The organism is Pontibacter rugosus (assembly GCF_042678745.1).
Taxonomy (GTDB): domain Bacteria; phylum Bacteroidota; class Bacteroidia; order Cytophagales; family Hymenobacteraceae; genus Pontibacter; species Pontibacter rugosus.
In genome coordinates this window covers 1-18643 of record NZ_JBHTLD010000086.1, presented here as the reverse complement: position 1 = coordinate 18643, position 18643 = coordinate 1, and the positions used below count along the sequence as shown (strand labels likewise).

Below are 18643 nucleotides of genomic sequence, written 5' to 3'. Positions count from 1 at the left end.
CAGCTGGAGGTAATGGCTCAAGCATCTGGATCTATCCGTGGCACTGCAACGGTAGGCAATGGAAAATTAATTGAAGGAGTTTCTATACTTATAAAAGAGAGTAGCCAGGCTGGTGTTACTGCTCCTGATGGTTCTTTTAAAATCTCTAATCTGCCATTTGGCCAGTATACAGTTGTGGTGAAGGGGTTAGGTTTTGAAGAGGAAGCCAGGCAAGTCTCTTTGAGTACAGATGCCCCTGTCGCTGTAGTTACATTCAGGTTGCAAGCCAGCTCCAATGCCTTGCAGGAGGTGGAAGTCTTGGGAAGAAAAGAAACAACCTATAAGAGCGAGTATAGCTTTATTGGTACAAAAACAGCTTCTCTGGTGATAGATGTGCCGCAAACAATTTCTACGGTTACCAAGGAACTGATGGATGATCAGCAGGCATTTACGCTGAATGACGTGGTGCAAAATGTAGCAGGCGTAAACCAATATTCCAGCTATGATGACCTGACAGTACGCGGGTTTAGAAACGGCTATGAAAGCGGATTTCGTTTAGTGAACGGACTTCGCTCAGGCTACAGCTATGGTAACGGCTTCTTTCGCGTGCCTCTCACTGTAAACCTTGAAAGGGTGGAAGTGCTAAAAGGACCGGGTGCGGCTCTGTTTGGTGATATAAATCCTGGTGGCACCATCAATATGGTGACAAAAAAACCGCTCGAAGATGATCGTAAAGCTGTCAGCTTCTCTGTTGGAAGTTTCCAAACCATGCGCTCTACGCTCGATTTTACTGGCTCGCTAAACGAGGATAAAAGTCTGCTGTACCGCCTGAATCTTGGTTACGAGGACACTAAGACTTTTCGGGATGTAAACGATCGACAGTCATTTATCATTGCCCCAACTGTTACTTTCCGTCCTACACAGAAAACCAGCATCAATGCTGAGGTGGTATACAGCAGCTTCGATGGTTACTTAGATAGAGGTTTGCCTATTCAAGGCGGGGATTTATATGCGCTTCCACTATCCTTTGCAGTAAATCAGCCTAACGATCATTTTAAAGTAAAGGATCTTTCTCTCAACGCCTCGCTCAATCACCAAATCAGCAAATACCTCTCGTTCAACGCTGCATACATGAAGTTTGCTTACTCCGAAGATATCAAAGAGCATCGCACGCTGAATACGTTTGCGGATGCGCCGCTGAACACAGTCATGAATCTACGCTACTTTGAACGGCTGGCTAAGGAGTATACCGATAACTTCTCGTCATACTTCTCTTTAACAGGAAACACGGGTAGCCTTCAGCATAAGCTTGTTGTGGGAGCAGATTATGTAAAGTTTGATACTGACAAGAACAGCACCATGTTTGAGGCGCGTCAGCAGCTGATTAATGGTGAAGCCGTACCTTTAACTTTTGATCTGAAAAACCCTGCGTATGAGATCAAAGATGCCAGTAACTATATCAGGCGACCAATACCGCAGTTCTTTACTGATTACATAAACAGCGTTTACCACACCACAGGGCTTTATGTACAGGACCAGCTGGATGTAACTGCGAGATTAGGTTTGCTTTTGGGGCTTCGCTACGAAATGTTCAGAGATGAGCGGGACTATGGCGACGGAGAGGAAAAAATTCTGCAAAATGTGCTACTGCCAAGAGCGGGGCTGACTTATGCACTACTTGATAACCTAAACTACTTTGCCAGTTACAGCCAGGGTTTCAGGCCAATAAATCCACAATATATCAAATATCCTGAACGCTACGGACGCACTGAGCCCTTTAGTAACGAAACCAGCTATCAGATGGAAACAGGTTTTAAAGGAGAATTCTTTCAAAAAGCTTTATTCGCAACACTAGCTGTTTATCAGATAGAAAAGCGCAATACATTGGTAAATACAGGTCTATTTACGGATGAAGGAAATCCTGTCTACAGGCAAAACGGGAAAGCCCGCTCTCAAGGTGCTGAACTTGAGTTAACTGGTAACATCATGGCTAACCTTAATTTAAATGCTAGTTATGCTTTTAACCATACGGAGGTGCTTAATGCCGATGTAGTTGCTGAAACTGGAATGATGGCTGCCAATGCTCCAAGGCACTCTGCCGGGTTGTGGGCAAAGTATACCTTTACTTCGCCAGCCTTACGAGGAGTTGGTCTGGCTATCGGAGGCAATTATTTAAGCCGTCGGCGCATGGAGATACAGGTTAACAGTGTGGGCTCAGGAGAACTCATTTGGGATTACTGGCCGTCCTACGCAGTGGCTAACGCTGCTTTGTTCTATAACGTCAACAAATTCAAATTCAGCTTCAACCTTAATAATGTGCTGGACGAGCAGTATTTTGTTGGCGGCTACGATTACTTCCGTGCCAGCCCAGGTGCTCCAAGAAACTTCATGACAACTATAGGCTACACTTTTTGACATGGCTTAAAACTGTGCCGGGAGTAGAGCTATAGCCTGAAGTTATTTTTAGTATCATCAGAAAATTTCAGGAGCACGAGTCTGGCCTTGCATCAGCGGCAAAGACTTGCTGCATAAAACCTCATTCAAAAACATTACAACTTATGAATATAGTATTAGAAGCTAAACAACTGCGAAAAGAATACCAGGATAAGCTGGCGCTGAAAGGGCTGAACCTGCAAATTAAGTCTGGGGAAATCTTCTGCCTGCTGGGGCAAAATGGCGCCGGGAAGTCCACCACAATTAACCTGCTTCTCGGATTTATTAAGCCAACTTCGGGTGCAGCTTATATCAATGGCTATGAAGTAGCTACAAATGTGACAAAGGTGAAGGAATACCTGGCTTATATACCTGAAAACGTGATGCTGTACCCAAACCTAACGGGCTTAGAAAACCTGGCGTTATTCAGTAGCCTGGCAGGCTTTGATTATTCAAGAGATGATTTGATGCAGTACCTCCTAAACGCCGGGCTTCCAGCTGAAGCGGCAGGCAGGAGAGTAGGGGCTTATTCTAAAGGTATGCGCCAGAAAGTGGGTATAGCCATTGCTGTAGCCAAACATGCCAAGGTGCTGCTACTAGATGAGCCAACCTCTGGCCTAGACCCAAAAGCCAGCAACGAGTTCTCAAAGTTGCTGTTGCATTTAAGCAATGCTGGTACAGCTATCTTCATGGCTACACATGATATATTCAGGTCTAAAGAAGTGGGAACCCGAGTTGGTATTATGCGGGAAGGAGAACTGGTAGATGTACTGCCAGCTGCGGACCTGGAGGCAAACGAGCTGGAAAAGCTATACTTAAACCACATGCATAGTTAAGAATGGTACGAAGCATCGCTAAAAAAGAATTCGTAAGCACGCTGCGCGACAAACGCTTTGTTGCACTAAGCCTGATCGTGCTGCTGCTGTTACTTTCTGCAACTGTTGTGGGGCTGCATAGCTATAACACTATACAGGAAGAGCGCCAGGTAGCTCAGCAGACGGTGAATAATCAGTTCGCCAACTCCGAAGAACGCCATCCACACCGCATGGCACACTATGGCTCCTATGCCTTTAGGCCAAAGTCTAGTATAAGCTTTCTGGATTTTGGAATAGACTCCTACACGGGTGCTTCCGTCTTTATGGAAGCACACAAGCAAAACAGCGCCAACTTTAGCCAGGCACAGCAATCTTCTTCGTTGATTCGCTTTGGAGAAATGACTGTTGCCTTTGTGCTCCAGATGCTCATTCCGCTGCTCATTATATTTCTGTGCTTTGGAGCCTTTACACAGGAGAAGGAGACAGGTACACTCAAGCTACTGCTTAGCCAAGGTGTAACACTTCGGGCGGTTGCCTGGGCCAAAATTCTAGGTTACAGTAAAGTGGTGATTTTAGTTGTGGCACCTGCTTTAATGCTGGCTAGCCTGTTGTTGTTTGGTAGAGGCAGTTTTGAAGTAGGTGTTGATGTAATAGCCAGACTATTACTTTTTGTGATTTTTTACCTGATTTACTTCTTTATTTTTATTGTATTGTCGGTGGTCGTGTCGGCGCTTCATCAGCGATCAAGTACAGCTTTAGTGACCTTATTGGGTATATGGATGTTGTGCTGCGTTATCATCCCGAAAGCCTCAGCTAACCTGGGTGCAACTTTATATACTACGCCAACTAAGGCGCAAATGGATGCAGATGTACATGAAGAGGTAGAAAATGGTGTAAATGGACACAATGCACATGACGAACGCTCGGAAGCACTAAAACAAGAGATTCTGAAGAAGTATGGGGTTGCTACAGTAGAAGAACTTCCTGTTAACCTGGATGGTATTTTGATGGCAGCAGGAGAGGAGCATAGTAGCCGTGTGTATAAAGAGCATTTTGATGAGCTGACAGAGATCTATCAGAAACAGAACAGCATTTCAGAATGGGCGGGCATGTTAAATCCATACTTAGCAGTGCGCCATTTATCGATGGGTATGGCCGGGTCTGATTTTAGCCACTATGTACACTTCCAGAACATGGCTGAGCAATACCGGTATGACCTGGCACAAGGGCTAAACCATATTCAAACGACAAGAATAAAGCATGGCGATAAGGAAACACGTCTGAGCAGCGACACCTGGAAAGAATTTAAACCTTTTACTTATGAGTTGCCTGGTGTTGGTTGGGCGCTAGGGCACCATGTGGTAGCAATTACTGCCCTGCTGTTTTGGCTGGTGCTGGTGAGTACGGTAGGAATGAAGCTGATCGACTTAACTAAAGTAGCATAAAATGAAGATATTTCGGATACTGATAAAATACGAATGGCTCAATTTTCGGGCCGATAAAGGTTTGCTGATTCTGACTACGCTTATTTTAGTGGCTGGCTTATATGGTATATACTACGGCACCACAGCCATAGAAAGGCAGCGGGAAAACATAGCAGCCCTGGATGTGCTGACAGAGCATAACGTGGAGGAAATGAAGCTGAAGTTTCCGGGAGAGGCCGACGCGGGAGATATCGGTTACTACCATTCTACCTATGCCGTTAACTACCCAGACTCCTGGGCCAGTCTCTCCATGGGGCAGCGCGATGTCAATCCAATTTATATAAAACTGCGGCTCCTTAACCTGCAATCCCAGCTGTATGATACAGATAATGTAAACCCGCTGAAGGTATTGGCAGGTAACTTCGATCTGGCTTTTGTGTTGGTATACTTGTTTCCCCTGCTCATCATAGGCTTGTGCTTTAACATTCTTTCGGCGGAAAAGGAGCAGGGAACACTGCCGCTATTGTTGTCGCAGCCCATTAGTTTACCTTTGGTAGTAGGGGCAAAGCTTACTTTTCGGCTGATGATAGTGCTGGGACTTGCGCTGCTTTTATCAGTAGTAGCCATGGTATGGGGGCAGGTAATAGCTGATGTACGGTTATTTATATGGCTAAGCGTAGTTATACTATACTGTCTTTTTTGGTTTGGTATAGCTTTCGTGGTGGCAGCTTTGCAAAAGAATTCTGCTTTCAATGCAGTTTCACTGCTGGGTGTATGGCTGTTGCTAACTATAATTATTCCGGCACTATTGAATGTATATGTAGCTGTAAAACAACCTGTGCCACAGGCGCTGGATTTAACTATAAAACAGCGGGAGGTAGTGCATGGCGGATGGGACAAGCCAAAGCAGGAAACGATGAAAAAATTCTTTGCCCTGTACCCGGAATGGACTGATACTACCGAAATTCAAGGGCGCTTTGCCTGGCGTTGGTATTATGCTTTTCACCATTTAGGAGATGTGGCAGTAGAGGCGTTAGCAAGGGACTATAAAGAAAGTCTGCTGGCGCGGCATAAGCTGGTAGAGGAGCTAAATCTTATTTCACCGCCTGTAAATGTGCAGGGAATTCTTAATGCAATGGCTGGCTCTGATTTACCGGCACACGTAGCTTTTCTGCAAAGTGCAACTGCTTATCATGATGCGCTGCGGGAGTTTTATTACCCTTTCCTGTTTAAGCAGGTGGCTTTTACACATGCTGATTTCAATCATGAACCAAAGCATAGTTTTACTAGTTCCCCCGATCTCGCTACAGCTGCTGGTGGACTGTTGAAACTACCTGGAAGTGTGCTTGTAGTATTTGTTGCAGGCTTACTGCTTTTCAGAATTAATAAGCTGAGTGTACAGTGATTGCTATGAAAGTATAGCTTATTACTTCTGATATGCTTTATAAGTAGGTGAAACCTATTTCCATTTCATGAAGTTTCACCTGGAAACTTCTCCATCAGCAAGGTCTATCAAGCTAAAAGAGCTACCTGTGGCTCTTTTAGCTTGATAGACCTTGCTGATGTTTTACTCCTGCATGATGTTGTGAATCATAAGCTTATTATACTAAACAAGATTGAACACTGAATTCTGCCGAGGGAAAAGCTTAACTATTATTCCTAACGACAGTGGCATTTCTGAATAAGATATACAGCACTACTAGCGCAACCACGGCTAAACCCATCCACGCCGTTGTAATGATCTGTGAACTTGCCTCCACGTTGATATCACGATGTTTCAAAATAATGCCATAGAGTGCCCATACGCCTACTAAACCTACAAAAGGGTTTGATCTTGTAAAGAGAACAAATACTACTATCAAAGTGGCTGCAATGATCATGATGGTGGTCCAGAGCCCTTCACTCATACCGAAGCCATCCCATCCTAAATCGACCAGGGCAGAACTGATGTTGGCTACCGTGGCAATAATGATCCAGCCAAAGTATAAACTGAGCGGCACCTGTGTAAACCAACGGGAGGCTGCAGAACGGTTAGCATTAAATATACCCAGCCGAAGGTGCATAGCCAGCAGCGTTACCAACTGGGTAAGTATAAGCACCACCGAGATCAGCAGCCACTCGTTCACCCAGGCAATAGTCCAGAGGCCGGTTGCTAGGTTATTCACCATAAAAAGATAACCCAGGCGCTGCAGATCTGCATTTGCCTCATGTGCAGCAGGCTCTTTATAAGCCTTAATTAAATGGTAGATACAGAAGATGGATAGGCCCAGGTAAATCACGCCCCATATAGAGAAAGTAATGCCTGCAGGTGTGAAAAGTGCTGGATACTTATCAGATATATCGCCGATGGTTTGGCTGTTAAATACCTCAAACTGCGTAAGCTGCGAAGGCACAAAATGCAGCAGGAAGAACAGGGTATTAAGTATAGCTAGTGTCTTAACGTTTTTCATAGTATACGTACGGATTTACAGAGATTTATACTTTACGGAGAAGATTAGAATTCAACTATAAAACCTAATGTCGGCACAAGGTTGCCATCATTGTTTTCAAGGACTACCGGAATGGCGTTGCTGCCATCCAGGCGCAGCGGGTTATTGTCGGTGGTGGCAAAACCAGAGTTGTCATCGTTGCGCTGGAAAGTATAACGCTCGAAGCCAGGAGTGTTGCTGCCCAGTACATTAGCTATATCCAAAAACAGGTCGAGTGTAATTCGATTGAAATTCCACTTTTTATCTATGCGTACATCAAGCTGGCTGAAGGGCTGCAGGCGCTCCGAGTTTAGTCTGTCGTAGTCAAGTATGCCCGTTCCCAAAGATGCGTAGTTTCGTTGCGATGCCTCCAGGTCGAATGGTGTGGCTGGCGCACCACCGGCAAACCTATACTTAGCCCCGAACTCCCAGTTGCGCGGCAGCTTCTTGCCCAACAAACCCGATACCAGGTGGCGGTAATCCCAGGCGCTGGATACGTACTCGCCATCCAGACCAGAGAACTCACTCACCACATAGGTATAAGATAGTACGGAAAACACCGTACCAGTCAGCTTTTTCTGGAGGTATACTTCTGCTCCGTAGGCTCTGCCTTTTCCGTTTGTAGCTACGGCCTCGTTGCCGATAGCGCCAAAGTCGCCGCCCTGGTTCGCCAGCGAAATGCCATCCCGAATAGAGACAGGGTAATTGCCGTAGTCTTTGTAGAAGGCTTCCAGGGTGAAGCGTAAGTCCTGGCGCGGCAGAAACTCTGTACCCAGCACGTAGTGGATAGACCTGATGTAATCGGCTTGCTTGTTCAGGTAAGCTCCATTCTGCTGGTAACCCAGTACAGTATAAGTGGGCAGTTTATAGTAGATGCCCGAGGATGCATTTATAGTCCATCTATCGTTTAGCAAGTAGGAGAGAGCCAGGCGCGGAGATAGTGTGTTCAGCGGGTTATTTCCCTCATCGGTAAAAGAATTCATGTCGGTGCGAATACCCAGCGAAAGCCCCAGTTTATTGTCCAGCACCGATCGGGACACTTGCCCGAAGGCACCGTAACGAAAGAAATCTAGCTTAGTATCGTAATCCAGCGTCACGCCCGGTTGTACCAGGTTATTCTGCTCATCGCGCAGCTCCTTTCGGATCACGCTGTAAATATCATTCTTAAACTGGGCGTACTGCCCCGACACGCCATAAGCATACCGCCAGCCGTTTTTATACTTGCTCACGTCCAGTCGCAGCTTATTCTCTGTTTCGCGGGAGCTGGAGTTTAGTGTAAACACGCGGTTTTCCCCTTCTTCGGCAGCCTCATACTTGGTCAGGGCATTGTCGAAGGCATTGCGGCTCAGGGCCAGGTTTATGTAGCCATCATTTACAAGCCTTTTCACAGCTACGCCCGTTGTATAATTCCATTGGTTGATGTAGGGGGTAGAGCGCAGGATGTACTCATTTTCAGGAGTGCTTTCTCGCGGCACTCCAAAAGAGAAATCATCTATCGCGCCTACACCTATAAAAGAGATGGATGTTTTGTCGTTTAGTTTATGGTCTACTTTATATTGAAAATCCCAGTAATTCGGGCGGATGGGCAGGTCGAGCAGCTTGAACAGAAACTGCAGGTATGACCTGCGTGCCGACAAAAGATACGTTGTTTTTGCTCCTACAGGGCCTTCTAAGGTGGTGGCAAACTCAGAGCCGCTCAGACGCACATTACCCGAAAAACGCTCCGGGTTGCCATAGCGCTGCCTGAACTCAAAAACGGATGCCAACGCATTGTCATAGCGTGCATCAAAAGCAGAAGAACTCAGTTTCAGGTCTTCGATGAAAGAAACATTAAGTATGCCTGTGGCCCCTCCCGCACTTCCTTGTGTAGTAAAGTGGTTGATGAGCGGAATCTCAATGCCATCGATGTAGTAAACGTTCTCGTTAGGTGCGCCACCTCGAATAATCAAGTCGTTGCGGCTGCCGCCTCCTGTGCCGTTGGTAGCTACACCCGGCAGTACCTGCACTACCTTCGATATGTCGAAATTGCCGCCGGGGTTGCTGCGAATCTCTTCTGTCGTCAGGCTCTGCACCGAGAGTGGCGTCACCAGGTCGGCCACAGCGGCACTTTGCCTGCGGTTGGCTACTACTTCTACCTGTTGCAGCTGGCTGGCGGCAGGTGCCATTTCAAAATTTAGTATCTGCACATTGCCTACTGTCACGTTCACGTTAAACCTGGACTGTGGCTGATATCCGATGTAAGAACTCTGCACTGTGTAACTTCCTACAGGTATACTTTCTATCCTGAAAGCACCTTTCTCGTTGGTTACCGTGCCCAGTTGGCTTCCCACCACCTGCACCGACACACCTATTAGCGGCTCCTGCGTATTGCGGTCGCGTGCCGTTCCGGTAATTATACCTGATTGTGCAAAGGCGAGCGTCGGCAATAACAAGGCAAACACAAGTATAAATCTCATAATATAGATGGAGTTTAAAGATGCTCTTATTACAGGTATTCTGTAAGATTGTTTAAAAGTGCATTTAAAAGCTGAGTATCCGTAACTGTCTTATTTGCTGACATACAACAAAAGATAGTTTGCTTTAAGAAAGGCAGAATACAGTGCTAGTCATACCATATGTAATTGTAGTGAGATAAAACAAAAAAAGCTGCCAGGTATAAACCAGACAGCTTTTGAGCAATAAATAAACGGATTACCTATTTTCCAGAAATAATATCGATTATAACAGTGCGGTTATAAAAACGCTCTTCTGGAAGTTTGTTGTTGAAAGGAGCCAGGTTGAGATCTTCACCAAACCCCTGCACCTCAAAAGTCACATCTTTTCTACCTGCTTTAGCCAGGCTGTTTTCGATGATTCTTTTCACATCATTGGCTCTAGCTAAAGAGAGATTCCTGTTCTTCGTTTCATCACCGATAATGTCTGTATGACCATGGATGATCACCTTGCCGCCCTGTGGTATTTTAGGCGTTACGATCTCGGTCAGATATTTCTCATAGGTGCTGATGGCCTTAGAGTCGTTGAACTCATAAAGCACACTGTAGCGCTGTCCTTCTTCGTCTTTAGCTGGCGTCCACAGTGCCATATTAACAGTAGCCTCTCTCTTCTCGATGCTACCATCGGCCTTTGTGCCTAGCATGGTCACCAGGTAAGTACCTTTAGGGCGTTCTCCTAAGATGGATTTGCCGGGTATGCTTACACTATCCTGCATATAAGGACCAAAGTTCTGAATGGTACCTTTATCATCTGTTATCTCCATAGACCATGAAGTATAGGCTTTGTCTGAGCCAACAGCAGTAAAGGTAACGTAGGAGTCAAGCGGTGCTTCCTGTATGGCCTTGATTTCTACTGGTTTCAAAGCAGCTTCCGGGCCACTCTGGAATTCCATCAGCAAGGCTGGTGAATTACTCTCAATAGAGACACGACGGTCGCCTTCACGTAGCAGTTCCAGTTCTTTTGTGCCACCGGGTTGTTCCGAAGGCAGTTTAGGTTTGCTGCGTCCTTCTATACTGATACGCGAAGCTTCAATACCGAATATGTTCACCAGGTAACTTTTCACTGTTTCAGCCATTACTTTACCTTCTTGCGGGCCATTTTCAGACGAACCTACCAAGGTTATACTTGCTGATGGGTTTTTACCTAAGCGGTCACCCAAAATATTGAGTACGTTATAGTATACTGTCATCTCGCGTTCCGAACGGCCAGACAAAGATTTTGGAGTAAACACTTCCAGTTGATCTTCTTTGAAGTCTTTTACCTGGCTTTTCTCTAACAGCACATAACGATCTGGAATGGCAGTAGAACCTTGGTTAAAGAAAACATAGTTACGAAGCGGGAATGTCTCTCTTACTCTTCTGTCTGCCGCAATGTTGGTAGGGGAGTTAACCGAGAACTGCACATCGCTTGTTGCAGCTGTTGTGTTCGGTTTTCCTCTTCCAAATTTTAGGGCGGCACCTACACGTAGCGTATTCACCGTCATAGTCTCAATGCTGCGCGGCGACTGGCCAAAGTACGGCTGGTACGTTACAAAAGGAGAAAGAATGAACTGGTTGCGATTATCCTGTGAGTTTAGCGGAATGTCGTAACCGGCACCAACCTGCATCGACAGAAGCGTTTGTTTAACATCGCTCAGGTTGCCATTTACAACAGGGTTCTTTTCCTGATCCGGGTAAGCCGGGTTAATCCCAAGCTCGTACCTAAACTCCTTTTTTACATTAAAAGCCAGTCTCGGACCACCCATCAAATAGAAGCCTGATGTTTTGAATGGAGCGAAACGCAGGCTTGGCTCCACTGTGATATAGCTTAACTTGGTGCTTAGGTCCACAGGGCAATCACATGGGGTAATTTGTTGCTCAAAAGTACCTCTGCGGCTGTCGTAGCCTGTTTGCAGCATAAGCCCCCATCTTGACTCCAGAGGACGGTATTCTATAAGTGGTGCCGCGAAAAGCCCGATGCCATCGCCTTCATGAAATGCTACCGGCGGCCTTTGCTGCGCGTTCAGCTTCTGGGTAGAACCGTTGTAGAAGTTAAAGTTTGCACCGGCTGCTGCACCAAACCACCACGATGGATTCGTGAACGGTGTATACTGCGCCTGTGTTTGTGCCTGTATTCCGGTGATCAGTAAGGTACTTAACGCTATACTTGTGAGCGTAAGCTTAGAGCGGGACCACGCATGGCGCGATCCGGTATTCATATTTTTGATAATCATTTTCGTGTTGATTAAGGCTTCTCGATGATGTTGGTGTTGGTCATTACTACTGCGCCATTCAGCGCCAGCATTCTACCTACTGCTCTGGCACCAGAATTCATGGTGATAGAGGTTAGGGCAAGCACGTTTCCTTTGAAGGTTGTGCCGTCGCCGATGGTAGCAGAGCTGCCTGTTTGCCAGTAGATATTCTTAGCCTGTGCGCCGCCTGTAAGTATAATGTTGCCGCCTGCGCCACCAACTGTGGTAAAGTCTGAAGCTATCTGGAAGATCCATACTGCGTTCGGGTCGCCTTTTGCATCAAGTGTAAGATCACCGGCCTGTATCAACAATGTAGAGGTTGATTTGTAAATACCCGGTGCAAGTGTTTTGCCTCCCTGATCGCCGGCTACGGTGGCTGGTGCTGGAGAAGATGCGCCTTCAGCAAAGAGGTAAGCTTCCAGCAGATCCTGCTTCGCCTGTAATAACATGGCGGCAGTGCCCGGAGGTGCCATGTCATCGGAGGCATAAATAGCACCATTCACCACAATGGATGGCGGGAATCCTGTTACCGAAGAGCGGACACCCGGTGTTATACCTACATCCATATTTCTGATTTCACTGAACCCAGCGTTGTTACTGATGCCAACACCTGCAAAGATGCCGAAGCGGCCCGCAGTTTTTAAATCAACTCCCATGGCCGGTGAGCCTGGTTGCGACGTATTGTTCGCTACCGTTGTAAATGTCCACGTATAGTTGCTGGTTAAGGCCACCTCATTTGTGCTCTTAGCTGCGGTTGTGATGGTCGCCGTGTAGGTAGTGTTAGCAGACAGGTTATTGGCAGGATTGAAACTTGCCGTAGTGCCTGTGTAGCTGATATTGCCAGCCACTGTTGTTGTTCCTGTTTTTAAAGTAAAGGACGTTGCCGTAATGGTTGTAGGATTCATGCCTTCGCTAAAACGTGCAGCAATCACTTTGTCTAGAGCCACACCAGTAGCTTGGTTGGTAGGGTCGGTAGCGGTAACCGTAGGTACCGTATTAAGTATAGTCGTGAAGGTCCACTTATAACTGCTCTCTAATGGGTTGCCTTCTGTGTTTTTGGCACCAGTAGTAATGGTTGCAGTATAAACCATGTTTTCAGTCAGCTTGTTAGCAGGTGTAAAGACAGCCGTAGTACCTGAATAGGTTACTGCTCCTGCAACTACTGTCGCACCTTGCTTTACAGTGAACGTGTTTGTGTTCAGCGTCAACGGATCCATAGGGACGCTGAAAGAAGCAATTAGTGCTTTACTCAGCGAGATATCTGTTGCCTTGTTGTCTGGGTCAGTAGAAATAACCACAGGCGAAACAAGTGCGCCGGTACTAAATGTCCAGACGTAATCTCTTTGTAGGGCATTGCCCAACTTATCTTTCACAGATGTGGCTACTCTGCCAGTATACGTAGTGGCGTATGCCAGCTTGTTTTCCGGAACGAATGTTAACGTGTTAGTTTTAGTGTTATAAGTTATTTTGCCAGAAATTTTTTCTGCTCCCAACAAGGTGAAGGATGTCTGGGTAATCGTCTCCGGGTTCATTTCCTCGTTAAAAGTAACGGTTACCAGAGATTCAAGAGGCACTTCAGTGGCTCCGTCTGTAGGAGTGGTACTTAAAACAACAGGGCAAACCCCAAAGCTTTCGATGAATGTATCTTCTTTACATCCGGCAATCACAACAACCGTAGCTAAAGCCAGGGTAGTCATTAGTTTTCTTAAATTCAATGTGTTTGTATTAATTTTCCGTTACTGGCGGGTGCGTGCATCTTTATAAAGCACGGCAGTATTTAATAATACAAAGATGAGGGCTTGTAGCGCGCGATGTGTAACATACTAAAATCAATATGTTACATATATCACATGTTCTGAGAAAAGCCAAATTTGCCGCTGGCTTCAGTTAGCGTATCGGAGCCTGTTTACAACTCGTTATGACAAGCGAAAGCTGAATAGAAAGGGTTCTGGCAAAGCTGTTTTAGAGCCTCATAGTAGCGCTCCGGGGCGAGAAAAACGTAAGCCAGGTTCAGTTACAATAAGTTTGCAGCGTAAAGCATGAAGAGTATAGACATGCCTTTAGGACAGGAACAGGAAGTAAGGAATGTCTTTCATTATATGCTGCACATCTTTACCTAAAAGCAATGCTATACTGTTGAAAAGCGTACAGCATTGCCTGCAGGTTTATACTGTATGCATACTCGAAATTCCTAGTCCGGCCAGCACGCGGCTTCTAACATTTAGGGCGCCTATAATGCGGTTTATGGGTGTTGGTTTCATCCTGATTAGGGTAGGTATGGCAATGATGCCTGCTTCCTCCGCTCTGTCCGGATTTTCTTGAATATCAATGATTTCAAGTTTATAATTACCATTTAAATTTTCTTTGCATTTTTTTAAAAGTGTGTCCACGGCCTCGATAGAATTAAGGCTATGCCCGTTAATAAAGAGCTGAAATTCATGCATGCTCATCTTGTTGGTTTGGCTAAAAGTTCCGGTAAACACCGGAATAGGTGTACTTTAATAAAGTGTTATTCAAGTTTGATCAGCATCGGGTTGCCAGTCAGGATGCCGCTGATACCTGCAAAATTCTTACCTATCTCAGCGCCTTGCTCTGTAATAGAAAATTGCCTGATGGAGGAATCATGTTTAGAGCCGCGCATTTTAAGCACCGCTATGCTGCGTTGCATTTCTCCGTTCATCTCTACATAGCGCAGCAGAATAATAGAGTCTGTGATAGGGGAGATGTTGCCTTCCGTATCGGATGTTCCGCCTGCCAGCAAGGGCGTGTTGGAGGTAAACATACCCGTTATTTCATGGTGTTTCAGGTAGGAGGTAAAGGCAATGATAAACTCTCTAAATCCTTTGTCGGAGGAAGTGCGCGACAGTGCTGATAAACTATCAATCGCAATTCTATCCGGTTTAAAGTCTTTTACTATTTCCTGGATATTGATGAAATGATCTTCCAGTGATGAAATTTCAGGATAAAGGCAAATCACTTTCAGCAATCCTTCTTCTTCGAGTTGTTTAAAGTTTATACCCCAGCCTGCTGCATTACGGTATAGCTGCTCATCACTTTCTTCAAATGCCAGAAGCAGGCAGCGTTCCTGTTTAGCGCGGATGCCGTTTACAAAGTTGGCTACCAGCAATGTTTTACCAGCTCCAATTGCGCCCGAAATCAAATTAATGGAGCCTTTGTAAAACCCGCCGTTAATCATTTCATCAAGTTTAGGAATTCCAGAAGTAACACGCACATGAGTAGAGAGGTGCTTCAGGTTCATGGCTGACAAAGGAATGATAACAATGGCTTTCTCAGGATTGATGGAAAACGGGTTCTCGCCTTTCTCGTGGTTACTTCCCCTGAATTTTAGAATCTCAATGGTTCTGCGGCGTTTTTCGTTGTGCAATACATTGCGTAGTATAACTACATTGTCCGTCAGAAATTCTTCAACCCCAAAGCGCGTAATTCTACCGTATTCTTCCAGCCGCTCTGCCGTTATAATAGAGGTAGCGCCTAAGCGTGCTAAAGTTAGTGTTACCTGTATCAGTTCGCGCCTGATGGCATGCATCTCCTCGTGAAATTGAGTGAAGATGCTGCCGATGGAATCGATAACCACACGTTGCGCATTACATTTTTTTACGGCTCTTTCAAGCCTGATTCTGAACGCGCTCAAGTCAAAATCTCCAACCGCGATGATTACCTCCTCTTTAGGGGCGGCATCCACAAATATCCATTTGCCTTCTTTTTCCCAGGTGTCGATGTCCCAGTTAAAGCTTTTCAGGTTTCTGCGGATATCATCAACCTGTTCTTCAAACGTGACAAAAACTCCAGGCTGATCAAATAACATAATACCCATTGCTAGAAACTGTGCAGCAAAAAGGGTCTTGGCGCTGCCGGAGCTACCAGCTACCAGGGTAGTTCTTCCTATTGGCAGCCCACCATGAGAAATATGATCGAAAGAAGTATTTCCGGTTATTAGTTTTTTCAGATTCATAGGCATGCCTAAATGGTATTGAAGGTAGAAGTATGGAGTCGTACTTTCAGGTCGAGGAGTTACCATGACAGGAAGTTTGAAGTGAGCTTGATGTAAAACAATGCAGACGGATAAATTTGTATTCAAGCCTTTCGGTCCCATAACCCGTGGTAAGGATAAGTAACCGAATCCTGAAAAGTCAGACAAAATAAATGCACCCTGATAGGATGAATTTGTCATACTATAGGGTGCACAAAGATGCGGGGAATGCCAGATGAAAACTTTACATATATCTTCTAGTATGTTTCAAATTTTACAGGTTATCCAAAACACCTTCCCGTTTGTCCTTAATATGCTTGTAAAATGAAGGAGAGAGACCAGTTACTTTTTTGAACTGGCTGGATAGATGGGCAACACTGCTGTAATGCAGGCGGTGGGCTATTTCGGTAAGAGAGAGTTCATCATAAAACAGCAGCTCTTTTGCTTTCTCTATCTTATGAATGATGATGAACTGCTGAATAGTGATGCCTTTTACTTCGGAGAAGATGTTGGCCAGATAGGTATAGTTATATCCTAGTTTTTCGCTGATGTAGACAGAGTAGTTCACCTTCGGTTGTTCTTCAGAAGAATGAATCATGTCTGTGATCAGCGCCTTTATCTTATCGATAAGTTTGCTTTTGCTATCATCAAGCAGTTCAAGCCCAGCTTTACTTAGGTTGTCTTTTAGCTGCTCTAACTGAATGTCAGTGATATCCTTATGTAAGTCAACCATTCCTAAATCAACAACTATATATTCTGATTGCAGCCCAAGGCTTAGAAGCTCTTCCTGCACGAGTGCCTTGCAGCGGTTACTGACCATGTACTTTATATAAAGTTTCATTTTTGTTCTTAAAGTGCATACTCAAATCCGGGAGTACGGTGCGGCGCTGCTGCTGGCAAACTGATCAGAACCTGGTGCGAAGTGATGAGCAATGAGATCAGGGTCTTACAGGAAAATGTAAAACAGGTTCTGTGATATATACTTATGACGTTTAAATTCAAGCATTAATTCATTACACAATTAAGTATAATAATTCTTCAAAGCCTTTCCCACATTATGAGGGCCTATGTCAGCCAGTTAAACAAATTTCCCTATCCTGAAATTATGTCCGGTTTTAAAATCGGTACATCAGTAACAGGACAGGGAAATGCTTTCAGGCTATAGTTGATTAATGTATGGCAATACCAATGGTAGATACACCTGTGGATAGATCAAGGAAGGCACCAATTCTGTTGTTAAAGTGATATTCTGTACCAAGGTGCAGGTCAAGGAACAAAGGGTTGCCGCTTCGGTAATGATTTTTGTCTCCATCATATTTATTATCCCAACGAGAGTTTACAATGGCAAAACCCAACGACCCGGCCAAGTAAAAATCCCATTTAGAATTTGCCTGTAGCAAATCATCGAAATAATAAGTGCCTTTCAAACCGATAGGAATAACTGATTCGCGGTAAGTATAATAGTTGTTATTATTCCGGTAGTCGTTGGAGAAAGTAGAGAAGCTTATAAAAGGCGCCAGTGTGAAGCGCTTTGCTACATCAAACTCATAGTTGATACTGATAACTGGTAAGGTACGGTCGGCATATTTATAGTAGCCGCCGTAGCCGCCAATGCCTACACCTAAGTTTAATGTGCTGCCGTGTTTTTCCTGGGCAACTGCATTATACTGAATAAAGCTGGTAAATAGAATGGCTAATGCAATGGTAAATAATCTTTTCATATGATAAAATATTGATTTCTGTTAAGGGTGTATTTACACCAGGTAGGAAACGTTATAGCCAGGCTTGTAAAGCAATGGGTTCTTTTTTGAGTGCAGAGCTGTAGAAACTACTATTCATTTTGCCCTGAAAAGTAGCGTAACCTGTATGGATTTAATGCTGTAGGTTGATGATCAAGTAGTCAATACTGGGATCTTGGCTTTAGAAAAGGAGAGGCGGTACTAGCGCTGCACAACTTAGTTGATGCCTTGTTAAGAAGGGGTAAAGAAACTTCTGGTAATGCTGGTGCTTAATGCTGATAATCAAGGAGAGTGTTTTATAAGTCCGTTACTGGCGGAAGCTGTGCCTGAAGCAGCACACCTGTTTTGATGTTACAAAAGTAGGGCAGTGAGGACAGAAGAATGTTACATAGTAAAATTTGTATGTTACATAAATCACATGTTTTCCAGATTGGCTTGCCGCTTTTGCTTTAGTTGCTTATAAAAGGAAGGGGAGAGGCCTGTAACTTTCTTAAACTGATTTGATAAATGGGCGACACTGCTGTAATGCAGGCGGTGCGCTATTTCTGTAAGATTGAGCTCTTTGTACAACAGCAGTTCTTTCACTCTTTCAATTTTATGAAAAATGATGAACTGCTGTATGGTAATGCCTTTCACCTCAGAGAAAATGTTGGCTAAGTACGTATAATCGTGGTTTAGTTTTTCGCTGATAAAGTCAGAATAGTTTGCTTTGGGGAATTCATCTGAGTAATGAATCATTTCAATTATAACGTTCTTTATCTTCTCTATCAGAATACTTTTCTTATCATCCAGCAGTTCAAGGCCAGAAAGAAGAAGGTTGTTTTTCAGGAGTGCGCGCTGTTCAGGAGTTATGTCTTCAAGCACCTCAACAGTACCTAAGTCTACCACCACATACTGCAGGCCTAGCTTATTCAGCTCTTCCTTCACCATCATTTTACAGCGCAAACTCACCATGTATTTAATGTACAGTATCATATAACTCTATTATGCCTTCTGATTTTCTTCTGGATTACCTGATAAAGCAGCCCATTCGCTAATCGAACGAATTTTTATTAAAGTATAGATTGTAAA

General features: G+C 44.8%; 13 protein-coding genes. 4 read left to right on the top strand and 9 right to left on the bottom strand.

Features of this window, described 5'->3' with window-relative positions:
• The 4 genes from ACFQ2O_RS10820 to ACFQ2O_RS10805 form a co-directional block, all read left to right on the top strand.
• Positions 1–2394 (top strand): TonB-dependent siderophore receptor (locus tag ACFQ2O_RS10820; protein WP_377527192.1); only part of this gene is annotated, 2394 nt, incomplete at its 5' end.
• A 143-nt stretch (positions 2395–2537) separates the two neighbouring features.
• Positions 2538–3248, top strand: coding sequence for an ABC transporter ATP-binding protein (locus ACFQ2O_RS10815; protein ID WP_377527190.1), 711 nt, complete (start codon positions 2538–2540; stop codon positions 3246–3248).
• Between the two features lie 2 nt (positions 3249–3250).
• Positions 3251–4672 (top strand): ABC transporter permease, encoded by a 1422-nt coding sequence (locus ACFQ2O_RS10810; RefSeq protein WP_377527188.1) that lies wholly within the window; start codon positions 3251–3253, stop codon positions 4670–4672.
• Between the two features lies 1 nt (position 4673).
• The gene (locus ACFQ2O_RS10805; protein WP_377527184.1) at positions 4674–6056 is read left to right on the top strand and encodes an ABC transporter permease; all 1383 of its coding nucleotides are present in this window, start codon (positions 4674–4676) and stop codon (positions 6054–6056) included.
• Between the two features lie 241 nt (positions 6057–6297).
• On the opposite strand, the gene ACFQ2O_RS10800 is transcribed toward ACFQ2O_RS10805, so the two are convergent.
• The 9 genes from ACFQ2O_RS10800 to ACFQ2O_RS10760 all read right to left on the bottom strand — a co-directional run bounded on the left by ACFQ2O_RS10800 (position 6298) and on the right by ACFQ2O_RS10760 (position 18547).
• On the bottom strand, positions 6298–7101 hold the full coding sequence (locus ACFQ2O_RS10800) for a hypothetical protein (protein ID WP_377527181.1): 804 nt from the start codon (positions 7099–7101) through the stop codon (positions 6298–6300).
• A gap of 44 nt (positions 7102–7145) precedes the next feature.
• Entirely contained in the window at positions 7146–9575 is a 2430-nt protein-coding gene (locus ACFQ2O_RS10795) for a TonB-dependent receptor (protein ID WP_377527178.1), read from the bottom strand.
• Between the two features lie 239 nt (positions 9576–9814).
• Entirely contained in the window at positions 9815–11809 is a 1995-nt protein-coding gene (locus tag ACFQ2O_RS10790) for an outer membrane beta-barrel protein (RefSeq protein WP_377527175.1), read from the bottom strand.
• 26 nt (positions 11810–11835) lie between these two features.
• Positions 11836–13539 carry an Ig-like domain-containing protein gene (locus ACFQ2O_RS10785; protein ID WP_377527170.1) on the bottom strand — a complete coding sequence of 568 codons (1704 nt, stop codon included), beginning with the start codon at positions 13537–13539 and terminating at the stop codon, positions 11836–11838.
• Positions 13540–14007: 468 nt separating this feature from the next.
• Positions 14008–14286, bottom strand: a complete 279-nt coding sequence (locus tag ACFQ2O_RS10780; RefSeq protein ID WP_377527167.1) for a circadian clock KaiB family protein — start codon at positions 14284–14286, stop codon at positions 14008–14010.
• A 65-nt stretch (positions 14287–14351) separates the two neighbouring features.
• Positions 14352–15815 (bottom strand): circadian clock protein KaiC, encoded by a 1464-nt coding sequence (gene kaiC / locus ACFQ2O_RS10775; protein WP_377527165.1) that lies wholly within the window; start codon positions 15813–15815, stop codon positions 14352–14354.
• Positions 15816–16107: 292 nt separating this feature from the next.
• Entirely contained in the window at positions 16108–16674 is a 567-nt protein-coding gene (locus tag ACFQ2O_RS10770) for a helix-turn-helix domain-containing protein (RefSeq protein WP_377527163.1), read from the bottom strand.
• A gap of 328 nt (positions 16675–17002) precedes the next feature.
• The gene (locus ACFQ2O_RS10765; protein WP_377527160.1) at positions 17003–17554 is read right to left on the bottom strand and encodes a hypothetical protein; all 552 of its coding nucleotides are present in this window, start codon (positions 17552–17554) and stop codon (positions 17003–17005) included.
• Positions 17555–17986: 432 nt separating this feature from the next.
• Entirely contained in the window at positions 17987–18547 is a 561-nt protein-coding gene (locus ACFQ2O_RS10760; protein ID WP_377527158.1) for a helix-turn-helix domain-containing protein, read from the bottom strand.
• Positions 18548–18643 lie beyond the last annotated feature (96 nt).

Excerpts from the sequence above, each read along its gene's own strand:
- ACFQ2O_RS10815 (WP_377527190.1), top strand. The coding sequence starts at position 2,538 with ATGAATATAGTATTAGAAGCTAAACAACTGCGAAAAGAATACCAGGAT.
- ACFQ2O_RS10810 (WP_377527188.1), top strand. The coding sequence starts at position 3,251 with ATGGTACGAAGCATCGCTAAAAAAGAATTCGTAAGCACGCTGCGCGAC.
- ACFQ2O_RS10805 (WP_377527184.1), top strand. The coding sequence starts at position 4,674 with ATGAAGATATTTCGGATACTGATAAAATACGAATGGCTCAATTTTCGG.
- ACFQ2O_RS10800 (WP_377527181.1), bottom strand. The coding sequence starts at position 7,101 with ATGAAAAACGTTAAGACACTAGCTATACTTAATACCCTGTTCTTCCTG.
- ACFQ2O_RS10795 (WP_377527178.1), bottom strand. The coding sequence starts at position 9,575 with ATGAGATTTATACTTGTGTTTGCCTTGTTATTGCCGACGCTCGCCTTT.
- ACFQ2O_RS10790 (WP_377527175.1), bottom strand. The coding sequence starts at position 11,809 with ATGAATACCGGATCGCGCCATGCGTGGTCCCGCTCTAAGCTTACGCTC.
- ACFQ2O_RS10785 (WP_377527170.1), bottom strand. The coding sequence starts at position 13,539 with ATGACTACCCTGGCTTTAGCTACGGTTGTTGTGATTGCCGGATGTAAA.
- ACFQ2O_RS10780 (WP_377527167.1), bottom strand. The coding sequence starts at position 14,286 with ATGCATGAATTTCAGCTCTTTATTAACGGGCATAGCCTTAATTCTATC.
- kaiC (WP_377527165.1), bottom strand. The coding sequence starts at position 15,815 with ATGAATCTGAAAAAACTAATAACCGGAAATACTTCTTTCGATCATATT.
- ACFQ2O_RS10770 (WP_377527163.1), bottom strand. The coding sequence starts at position 16,674 with ATGAAACTTTATATAAAGTACATGGTCAGTAACCGCTGCAAGGCACTC.
- ACFQ2O_RS10765 (WP_377527160.1), bottom strand. The coding sequence starts at position 17,554 with ATGAAAAGATTATTTACCATTGCATTAGCCATTCTATTTACCAGCTTT.
- ACFQ2O_RS10760 (WP_377527158.1), bottom strand. The coding sequence starts at position 18,547 with ATGATACTGTACATTAAATACATGGTGAGTTTGCGCTGTAAAATGATG.